Below are 10299 nucleotides of genomic sequence, written 5' to 3'. Positions count from 1 at the left end.
AGCACTCCCGTTACACACCGTGACGGAACGGGGAACGGGGAGGCGGAAAGGACAGGCCGTCGCAGCCGAGAGGGAGACGGAATGCTTGATTCCGAGCGACAGAAATACGTCCGGACATGCGACGACCCCCGCCGGGGGGGAGAGCGGGGGTCGTCCCCACGGCCGACTCGGGGGGGGAGGAGTCGGACCGGGTTAGCACGGTCGCGAACGATCCGTGACTTCCATGGTGTACCCGAGAGCCTTCTCAGGCAAACCCATGCACCAGAGTTTACGCCGAATGGTGGCCCCCTATGCTCTGCCTTGTGGAAAACCACTCCTTGCCGCGCACAGCAGCCTTCTTCGACCTGGACAAGACGGTCATTGCGAAGTCATCGACACTGACCTTCAGCAAGTCCTTCTACCAAGGCGGACTGATCAACCGCCGTGCCGTACTGCGCACCGCGTACGCACAGTTCGTGTTCCTCGCCGGGGGCGCCGATCACGACCAGATGGAGCGGATGCGCGAATATCTCTCCGCGCTCTGCAAGGGGTGGAACGTCCAGCAGGTGAAGGAAATCGTCGCCGAGACCCTGCACGATCTGATCGACCCGATCATCTACGACGAGGCGGCGACCCTCATCGAGGAGCATCACACCGCCGGGCGCGACGTGGTCATCGTGTCCACCTCGGGCGCAGAGGTCGTCGAGCCGATCGGCGAGCTGCTGGGCGCCGACCGGGTCGTCGCCACCCGAATGGTCGTCGGCGGCGACGGCTGTTTCACCGGCGAGGTGGAGTACTACGCGTACGGGCCGACGAAGGCCGAGGCGGTCGAGGCACTTGCCGTGTCCGAGGGGTACGACCTCTCGCGATGTTACGCCTACAGCGATTCCGCGACCGATGTACCGATGCTGGAGTCCGTAGGCCACCCGCATGCGGTCAATCCGGACCGCGCGCTGCGGCGCGAGGCGATGCTCCGGGAATGGCCGATTCTCGTCTTCGACCGCCCGGTCCGACTCAAGCAGCGGCTGCCCGCGTTCTCGATGCCGGCGCGCCCGGCACTCGTCGCCGCGGCGGCGGTGGGCGCGGCGGCCATCGCGGCGGGGCTGGTCTGGTACACCTCACGCCGGCGCACGGCCGCAGCATCCGGCTGACCTCCGGCACCCGGGGCCTCCTACGTCAGGCTCGGCCCGGCACCCGAGTCCGGCCTGCATCCCGGCCCGCGCCCGAACACGTCCTCGGCCACCATTCCCGACCGTGGGCCGGGATGCCGCCCACAGGCATCCCGACGCGGGTCGTCGGCGTCCGGACCGCGCCCTCGAACCGACCGCCCGGCTCATCCGTATTTGAACGCAAAAGTAAAGAAGTACGGCCAGCACTACCGCTTGCCCTGGCTCTGGAGTAGAAAGGACTCAACGGCCCGCGAGACCAAGGACGTCCGAGAGGATTACCTGAAAACGCAGAGAAGGCCCCACGGACCGAGCATGAATACCCAGCACCCACGCGACGTCGACCCGTCGATTACGGGCCAGCCGCACCAGGGAACGGGCTGAGTTCCCGACCTGATGGGCAATTTTCGAGGACGCATGGTAACCGGGTGGACGTGCCAGCGGCGGTACCGAGGACGGTACCGCCGCAACCCTTTTGTCGGGCAGTGAAGCCGACGAAGCAACGAGGTTGACGGACCCGTCAGTTGAGGTGCGTGTCGACAGCCTCGCAGCTCCGCGGACCATCACGCAGCTCCGCGCTGAAGCGCCTCGCAGACCGCTGTGGACTCCCTGACCCCCAGCTCCACCGCACGCCCGCAGTGTGCGATCCAGGCGGACATCCCGTCCGGCGTTCCCGACCGGTACCCCTCGAACGCCGCGACGTACGCCGCTCTGCCCTGCTCGGCGTGACCTACCTCGGCGGGGCAGATCGCTTTCGGGTCGAGCCCGCTCCCGATCAGGACGATCCGCTCGGCGGTCCGCGCGACAAGACCGTTGTACGAGCCGAAGGGACGCAGCGCCAGCAATTCACCGTGCACGACTGCGGCCGTCACCAACGCGGGCGCCGCGGTGCCCGAAAGGATCAAGCTGGAGAGACCTTCCAGCCGGCCGGTGACCTCGTCGGCGTCGGGCAGCGGCGCTTCGATCAGCGGCTCGTCGACCGGCTCTCCGGCCAGCCGCGGGCGGCCGACCGCGTCGTCGGGTGCGGCTCCACCCGCCGCCACGAGGTGCAGCCGGGCGAGGACCCGCAGTGGCGACTGCCGCCAGATGGAAAGCAGTTGGCCCGCCTCCGCGGTCAGCCGCAGGGCGGCGCCGATCACCTGCGACTCGTCGTCGCCGCTGAAGTCGGTGCGCCGACGCACCTCCTCCAGGTTCCAGTCGGCACCCGAAAGTGCGGCGGAGCCGCGGGCGCCGCGGAGCGCCGCCTCCGCGGTGATCTCGTTGCTGCGGCGTCGCATGACGCGGTGGCTGTAGACCCGGTCGACGGCCTTGCGTACGGAGTCCACCGCGTCGGTGACACCCGGCAGGGCGCCCAGGGCGGCGAGCGGATCTGGGGCAGTCGTACTCATAAGTAGCGAGGCTACGCGCCCCCTGCATCCTCACCACCCCGGAGTGGCCATCTTCACGAAGTGTGACAGCACAGCGCATTCGCACCGCTACCCTAGGTGAACATGAAGATCGCTTTCGTGGGGAAGGGCGGCAGCGGCAAGACCACGCTGTCCTCGCTCTTCATCCGCCACCTTGCCGCCAATGAAGCCCATGTCGTCGCAGTGGACGCCGACATCAACCAGCACCTCGGGGTCGCGCTCGGCCTCGACGAGGAGGAGGCCGCGGCGCTGCCCGCCTTGGGGGCGCACCTGCCCCTGATCAAGGAGTATCTGCGGGGCAGCAACCCCCGTATCGCCTCGGTCGAGACGATGATCAAAACGACTCCGCCCGGCGAGGGCTCGCGGCTGCTGCGGGTCCGCGAGGACAACCCGGTCTACAACGCGTGCGCCCGCACGGTCGGGCTCGACGACGGGGACATCCGGCTCATGGCCACCGGACCGTTCACCGATTCGGATCTGGGGGTGGCGTGCTACCACTCCAAGGTCGGCGCGGTCGAGCTCTGCCTCAACCACCTCGTCGACGGCCCCGACGACTATGTGGTCGTCGACATGACCGCGGGTTCGGATTCGTTCGCGTCCGGCATGTTCACCCGCTTCGACATGACGTTCCTGGTTGCCGAACCGACCCGCAAGGGTGTCTCGGTCTACCGCCAGTACAAGGAGTACGCACGGGACTTCGGGGTCGCCCTGAAGGTCGTGGGAAACAAGGTGCAGGGCCAGGACGACCTGGACTTCCTACGGGCCGAGGTCGGCGACGACCTGCTGGTCACGGTCGGCCACTCGGACTGGGTCCGGGCGATGGAGAAGGGGCGTCCGGCCCGCTTCGAGCTTCTGGAGGCGGACAACCGGATGGCCCTGCAGGCTCTGCAGAACGCCGCGGAGGACTCGTACGAGCAGCGCGACTGGGAGCGCTACACACGGCAGATGGTGCACTTCCACTTGAAGAACGCGGAGAGCTGGGGCAACGAGAAGACGGGCGCCGACCTGGCTGCCCAGGTCGACCCCGCCTTCGTGCTCGACGAGCGGAGCGCACAGGCGGGCGCCGTACAGCCCGCGTGAGCCGATCGCCCGAAGCCATGCCCACCGATGACCCCGCGGCCGACGCCGAGGCGCCCGGCGCCCCGAACACCCACGATCCGGCGGACGGCCGATCGGCGGGCGTCAGTTCTCCGCCGGTTTCGTGTCGGACGTGTCGGGAGCCTTGACGGTTCCTGGAGTCCTGGCCGTTCCGGAGGTCTGGGCGGTGAGATGGGCCGCCCAGCCCTCCTTCGGCGCCTGGCCGACGTCGAGCGTGCGGAGTTCTGCCAGCGTCGCCGGGTCCTGGGCGTCCAGCCAGTCGGCGAGCTGCCTGAAGGACACGCAGCGCACGCCCTCCTTGGTGCAGACCGTCTCGATGGTCTCCTCGACGGCGCGCATGTACGCGCCACCGTTCCAGGACTCGAAGTGGTTGCCGATGATCAGCGGGGCGCGGTTTCCCTCGTAGGCGCGGTCGAAGGCCTGGATCAGGCCGTCGCGCATCTGGTCGCCCCAGTGCTCGTACTGGTCCGGGTCTCCCTGCATCGTCGTCCCGGACTGGTTGAACATGAAGTTGTAGTCCATCGAGAGCGTCTCGAACTCCCGCCCCGGCACGGGCACGAGCTGCATGGAGAGGTCCCAGACGCCGTCCTTCTTCTTCGGCCAGACCTGGTTGTTGACGCCGCTGGAGTCGTAGCGGAAGCCCATCGACCGCGCTGCGGCGACCATGTTCTTCCGCCCTTCCAGGCAGGGGGTGCGGCCGCCGACCAGCTCCGTGTCGTAGTCGAAGGGCAGCGGCTTCTCGTCCACGAGGTCCGGGACGTTCGTCCTCCATTTCTTCACGAAGGACTTGGCCTGGCTGATCTCGCGCTTCCACTCCGCGACCGACCAGGTGCCGACGCCGCCGTCCGGGCCGCAGAAGTGGCCGTTGAAGTGGGTGCCGATCTCGTCGCCGTCCTGCCAGGCGCCCCGGATCTGGGCGATGGTGTCCCGGATTCCCCCGATGTCGTTGAAGCCGATGTCGGAACTCCCCGCATTGTGCTTGGGCGGGTCATAGAGCTCCCGCTTCTCCTCCGGCAGCATGTACACGCTACTGAGGAAGTACGTCATGTTCGCGTGGTACTTCTTGCCCACCTCGCGAAAGTGGGAGAACAGCTTCTGGCTGTCCCCACCCACGCCGTCCCAGGAGAACACCACGAACTGCGGGGGCTTCTGACCGGGCGCCAGGCGCAGCGGCACGGGCTGCTTCGGCTGGCTGCCGGTGAAGGAGGTGGAGCCGTCGCCGATGAGCCGGAAGGCCCTCTCAGGGGCGGCGCCAGGGGCGTTCCGTTCGGGCCCGGCAGCCCCTTTCTCGGCGCCCGGCCCCGCAGCCCCGGACGCCGAACCCGAGTCCGAGCCGGAACAGCCGGCAAGTCCCGCAACGAGCGCGGCGGCCATGACACCCAGGGCGGCCCTCTTCGTGGCGGCCATCATCCGCCCACCCTCTTCCTTTTCAGGTCATTTGCCTGGAATGCGCCGACATCGCGCGTCCACGTTCGCACGCAGTCCTGAGCGAATCGACACGACAAGCCATATGAAAAGCTGCTTATTCACGTGAATGGGTGATCGAATGGACCATTCGCCATCAATCATGGACATAGAACTTTACTCTCCATTACGATCTATTTACTGAGAGTTAAGAAATCCCGCCGCTGCACGCCGTGACCCACGGCCGCGTCCCCCACGTTCCGCGACCGCGCTGCCCCGGAGGAGACGGGAACATGTCTGCCTGCGTCCCCACTCGCCATGACCGCACGTCCCGCAGTTGGCGCCAGTCCAACGGCTCGGGAATCAAGCGACCTCACAGCCCGCCACCGCCGCGCCGCGGCGGACGATTCCGTGTCGCGGGCGCCGACCTGTCCGCATCGATCACTGTCTTTCTGATTGCCGTGCCCATGTCCCTCGGCCTCGCCGTGGCCATGGACGCACCGCTGGAGGCCGGACTCGTCTCCGCCGCCGTCGGCGGCATCGTCGCCGGACTGCTCGGCGGCACGCCCCTTCAGGTCAGTGGCCCGTCCGCCGGACTGACCGTGGTCACAGCCGAGTTGATCCAGATCTACGGCTGGCGCACCACCTGCGCGATCACCATCGGCGCCGGGCTGCTGCAGATCCTGCTGGGCTCGATGCGTGCGGCGCGCAGCGCTCTCGTCGTCAGCCCCGCCATCGTGCACGGCACCCTGGCCGGTATCGGAGTCGCCATCGCACTGGCCCAACTGCACATCGTGCTCGGCGGCTCACCCCAGAGTTCGGCCGTCGACAATGCCCTCGCACTGCCTGCCCAGTTGGACCGGCTGAGCCCGGCCGCCCCTCTCATCGGCGGGCTGGCCATCGCCATCCTGGTGGCCTGGCCACGGCTCCCCGGACGGATCGGGCGGGCGGTACGGCGGATTCCGGCGGCCCTCGCCTCGGTGGCGATCGCAACAGCGGTGGCGGCGGTGGCGGCTCCGGGGATCGCCCGGGTGGATCTGCCCTCCTGGCGGTCCCACGCCCTGCCCGAACTGCCGCAGGGCCCCGTACTGGCCCTCGCCACCGCCGTGTTCACCGTGATGCTGGTGGCCAGCCTCGAATCACTGCTCGCGGCGGTCGCGGTGGACAAGCTGACCACCGACCGCGCCGGGCGGCAGACCGCTGGGTCTCCCGCACCGGCAGTCCCGGTCACCCCGCCGGTCAGACGCTCCGACCTCGACCGCGAATTGCGCGGCCAGGGCATCTCCAATGTGCTGTCCGGCCTGCTGGGCGGTCTGCCGGTGTCAGGAGGCGCGGTGCGGAGTTCGGCGAATGTGCGGGCCGGGGCCACCGGTCGCGCCTCCACCGTCCTGCACGGTGTCTGGGTCCTGCTCGCCGCCGGGCTGCTGGTCACGGCGCTGGAGTGGATCCCACTGGCCGCGCTCGCGGCGCTGGTGATGATGGTCGGCATCCAGATGGTGAGCTTCGCCCACATCCGCAATGTCCATAAGCACCGCGAATTCCCGGTCTACGGGACGACGATCACCGGTGTGGTGCTCTTCGGCGTGTTGAAGGGCGTGGTGATCGGCATCGCGGTGGCCGTCGCCATCGCTCTGCACCGGCTGGCCCGGACACGGATCACGGTGACGGATCAGGGTGGGCAGCATCTCGTGGTCGTGCGCGGGCAGTTGACGTTCCTCGCGGTTCCACGGCTCAGCCGGACACTCGGCCAGCTTCCCCACGGCGAGGATTGCGTCGTCGAGTTGGACGGCTTCTTCATGGACCATGCGGCATACGAGACCATCCAGGACTGGAGCAACGCTCAGACCGCCCAGGGCGGCCGGGTCGTCTTCACCGGCAGATCCGGGGGCCGGATCGCCGAGCCTGCCTCGGCGGCGCACTCCTGCTGCCGCCCCTGGACGCCGTGGCGCAATCACCACTGCCACGACCGGTCCGAACCGGCGAGCGTCCACCACGACCGCGTCACTCGCGCCGACGCCGGCGGTGGTGAGCACCACGAAACCGTCGACCCCAGCCCCAGTCCCCGAACAACCGACACCACGGGGGCCGACACCATGCCCGACGTCACGAGCGACGCAACGCCCACCACAAGCGCCGTGGCCGCAGCCGCCGAACCCACTCCCGGCACTCCGTCATCCAGCACACCACCCGCCGCTCCCCGTCGGACCGGCGCGCACCGGCTGGTCAGTGGTCTGAGCTCGTTCCAGCGCCATACGGCTCCGCTGGTGCGCGAGGAGCTGGCCCGGCTTGCCCGGGACGGGCAGCGCCCTTCTCAGCTCTTCATCACCTGCGCGGACTCCCGGCTGGTCACCAGCATGATCACGGCCAGCGGTCCGGGCGACCTGTTCACCGTGCGGAACGTCGGCAATCTGGTGCCCCCACCGGGCGCGGGAGCCAGTGACGACTCGGTGGGCGCCGCGATCGAATACGCGGTGGAGGTGCTGCAGGTGGAGTCCATCACTGTCTGCGGCCACTCCGGCTGCGGCGCGATGCAGGCGCTGCTGGGCGCCAAGCCGGGCACCCCGCAGACATCCCTGTGGCGGTGGCTGCGGCACGGTCTGCCGAGCCTGGAGCGGATGGCGTCCCGGGACCGCGCCTGGGCGCGGATCTCCGGCCGGCTTCCCGCCGATGCCGTGGAGCAGCTCTGCCTCACCAATGTGGTCCAGCAGTTGGACCATCTGCGCGCCCACGAATCGGTGGCGCGGCGACTGGCCGAGGGCACTCTGCACCTCCACGGGATGTACTTCCATGTCGGTGAGGCGCAGGCATACCTCCTGGCCGAGGACGCGAGCGCCGGTACGTCCATCGACGAGGTATTCGACTATGTGGGCCCCGGCGATCCTTCCGGTTCCGGCGAATTGGAACGGACAGGCGCCTGAACCGCACGCACCTCGGGTCCGTGAGACCTTGTGGTCCCGCTTCCGCATTGCACTGTGCCACCGCGTTGCCGGTGGGAGCGGGGCCGTGCCTTATACACGAAAACACAGGTCTAAACCAATTCCTGGCAGACACTTGTCACCCGGCCCCTGGACTGATGAGCTATGCCTCGGGACACAACGGACACCCTGGGAATGGGAGATGTCGTGAGCAACGAAAGCCTGGCCAATCTGCTCAAGGAGGAGCGGCGGTTCGCACCGCCTGCCGATCTGGCCGCGAACGCCAACGTCACAGCGGAGGCGTACGAGCAGGCCGGGGCGGACCGGCTGGGCTTCTGGGCCGAGCAGGCCCGGCGCCTGACCTGGGCCACGGAGCCGACCGAGACGCTCGACTGGAGCAACCCGCCCTTCGCGAAGTGGTTCGCGGACGGCAAGCTGAACGTCGCGTACAACTGCGTGGACCGCCACGTCGAGGCGGGCAACGGCGACCGGGTCGCCATCCACTTCGAGGGTGAGCCCGGCGACAGCCGCGCGATCACCTACGCGGAGCTGAAGGACGAGGTCTCCCGCGCCGCCAACGCCCTCACCGAGCTCGGTGTCGGCAAGGGTGACCGGGTCGCCGTCTATCTGCCGATGATCCCCGAGGCCGCCGTCGCGATGCTGGCCTGCGCCCGCATCGGTGCCGCGCACTCGGTGGTCTTCGGCGGCTTCTCCGCCGACGCCATCGCCGCCCGCATCCAGGACGCGGACGCCAAGGTCGTCATCACCGCCGACGGCGGCTATCGCCGTGGCAAGCCGTCGGCGCTGAAGCCCGCGGTCGACGACGCCGTATCCCGTATCGACAGCGTCGAGCATGTCCTCGTGGTGCGGCGCACCGGCCAGGACACCGCGTGGACCGAGGGCCGCGACGTCTGGTGGCACGAGATCACCGAACGCCAGTCCACCGAGCACACCCCCGAGGCCTTCGAGGCGGAGCATCCGCTCTTCATCCTCTACACCTCGGGTACGACGGGTAAGCCGAAGGGCATCCTGCACACCTCCGGCGGCTATCTGACGCAGGCCGCGTACACCCATCACGCGGTCTTCGATCTCAAGCCGGAGACCGATGTCTACTGGTGCACGGCCGACATCGGCTGGGTGACCGGGCACTCGTACATCGTGTACGGACCGCTCGCCAACGGCGCGACGCAGGTCATGTACGAGGGCACGCCCGACACCCCCCACCAGGGGCGTTTCTGGGAGATCGTGCAGAAGTACGGCGTCACGATCCTCTACACCGCGCCGACCGCGATCCGTACGTTCATGAAGTGGGGGGACGACATCCCCGCCAAGTTCGACCTGTCGTCGCTGCGGGTCCTCGGTTCGGTCGGTGAGCCGATCAACCCCGAGGCGTGGATGTGGTACCGCAAGCACATCGGCGCCGACAGGTGCCCGATCGTGGACACCTGGTGGCAGACGGAGACCGGCGCGATGATGATCTCGCCGCTTCCCGGTGTCACAGAGACCAAGCCCGGTTCGGCGCAGCGCGCCCTGCCCGGTATCTCCGCCACCGTCGTCGATGACGAGGCCAACGAGGTGGCGAACGGCGGGGGCGGCTATCTCGTCCTCACCGAGCCGTGGCCGTCGATGCTCCGCACCATCTGGCGCGACGACCAGCGCTTCATCGACACCTATTGGTCGCGCTTCGAGGGCAAGTACTTCGCGGGCGACGGCGCCAAGAAGGACGAGGACGGCGACATCTGGCTGCTCGGCCGGGTCGACGACGTGATGCTCGTGTCCGGGCACAACATCTCGACCACCGAGGTCGAGTCGGCACTCGTGTCGCACCCGTCGGTCGCCGAGGCCGCCGTGGTCGGCGCGGCCGACGAGACGACCGGTCAGGCCATCGTCGCGTTCGTGATACTGCGTGGTACGGCGTCCGCCTCCGACGAACTCGTTACGGACCTGCGCAACCATGTCGGTGCCACGCTCGGCCCGATCGCCAAGCCGAAGCGGGTCCTGCCGGTGGCCGAGCTGCCGAAGACCCGCTCCGGCAAGATCATGCGGCGTCTGCTGCGTGACGTCGCGGAGAACCGTGAGCTGGGCGACGTCACCACGCTCACGGATTCGGATAGCGTGCGTCGCATCGCTGACAGTTTGAAGCCGACCGACTCGGAGTAGGCCCCAGGGCCTCGCCCCAAGGTAGGCATGACAGAAACCCCCGCCGAGTGCGGGGGTTTCTTCATGTGTGCTGTCCCGTGAACGTGCCATCGGACTTTGAGTGATCGGGACCGCGGAACCCAGGCTCCCGAGCCCGGCGTCTTGCTTGGCACTCATGATCCGTCAGAGGGG

General features: G+C 68.4%; 6 protein-coding genes. 4 read left to right on the top strand and 2 right to left on the bottom strand.

Annotation, left to right across the window (positions count from 1 at the left end; translation table 11 throughout):
* The first annotated feature begins 290 nt into the window (after nt 1–290).
* Entirely contained in the window at nt 291–1130 is an 840-nt protein-coding gene (locus AB0I23_RS15590) for an HAD family hydrolase (RefSeq protein ID WP_359109713.1), read from the top strand.
* A 578-nt stretch (nt 1131–1708) separates the two neighbouring features.
* Here the strand turns inward: AB0I23_RS15590 and AB0I23_RS15585 are convergent.
* Nucleotides 1709–2533, bottom strand: coding sequence for an oxidoreductase (locus AB0I23_RS15585; protein ID WP_359109712.1), 825 nt, complete (start codon nt 2531–2533; stop codon nt 1709–1711).
* 102 nt (nt 2534–2635) lie between these two features.
* Here AB0I23_RS15585 and AB0I23_RS15580 point away from each other — a divergent pair, with 102 nt between their 5' ends.
* Nucleotides 2636–3631, top strand: a complete 996-nt coding sequence (locus AB0I23_RS15580; RefSeq protein ID WP_359109711.1) for an ATP-binding protein — start codon at nt 2636–2638, stop codon at nt 3629–3631.
* A 102-nt stretch (nt 3632–3733) separates the two neighbouring features.
* Here AB0I23_RS15580 and AB0I23_RS15575 read toward each other — a convergent pair whose 3' ends face one another.
* Entirely contained in the window at nt 3734–5059 is a 1326-nt protein-coding gene (locus AB0I23_RS15575) for a hypothetical protein (protein ID WP_359109710.1), read from the bottom strand.
* Nucleotides 5060–5346: 287 nt separating this feature from the next.
* On the opposite strand from AB0I23_RS15575, the gene AB0I23_RS15570 reads away from it, so the two are divergent.
* A complete protein-coding gene (locus AB0I23_RS15570) occupies nt 5347–7971 on the top strand; it encodes a bifunctional SulP family inorganic anion transporter/carbonic anhydrase (protein WP_359109709.1) in 2625 nt (874 codons plus the stop codon).
* Between the two features lie 162 nt (nt 7972–8133).
* Complete coding sequence (acs, locus tag AB0I23_RS15565; protein ID WP_359109708.1) at nt 8134–10128, top strand: acetate--CoA ligase; 1995 nt, start codon at nt 8134–8136, stop codon at nt 10126–10128.
* The last annotated feature ends 171 nt before the right edge of the window (nt 10129–10299 follow it).

It is taken from the genome of Streptomyces atratus, assembly GCF_040655115.1.
Lineage (GTDB): Bacteria > Actinomycetota > Actinomycetes > Streptomycetales > Streptomycetaceae > Streptomyces > Streptomyces atratus_D.
The sequence above is the reverse complement of the archived record's forward strand: the minus strand, read 5'-3'. Positions and strand labels throughout refer to the sequence as shown.

What these genes read in the sequence shown, in the direction of transcription:
- AB0I23_RS15575 (WP_359109710.1), bottom strand. Translation starts at nt 5,059, where the DNA reads ATGATGGCCGCCACGAAGAGGGCCGCCCTGGGTGTCATGGCCGCCGCG.
- AB0I23_RS15570 (WP_359109709.1), top strand. Translation starts at nt 5,347, where the DNA reads ATGTCTGCCTGCGTCCCCACTCGCCATGACCGCACGTCCCGCAGTTGG.
- AB0I23_RS15585 (WP_359109712.1), bottom strand. Translation starts at nt 2,533, where the DNA reads ATGAGTACGACTGCCCCAGATCCGCTCGCCGCCCTGGGCGCCCTGCCG.
- acs (WP_359109708.1), top strand. Translation starts at nt 8,134, where the DNA reads ATGCCTCGGGACACAACGGACACCCTGGGAATGGGAGATGTCGTGAGC.
- AB0I23_RS15590 (WP_359109713.1), top strand. Translation starts at nt 291, where the DNA reads ATGCTCTGCCTTGTGGAAAACCACTCCTTGCCGCGCACAGCAGCCTTC.
- AB0I23_RS15580 (WP_359109711.1), top strand. Translation starts at nt 2,636, where the DNA reads ATGAAGATCGCTTTCGTGGGGAAGGGCGGCAGCGGCAAGACCACGCTG.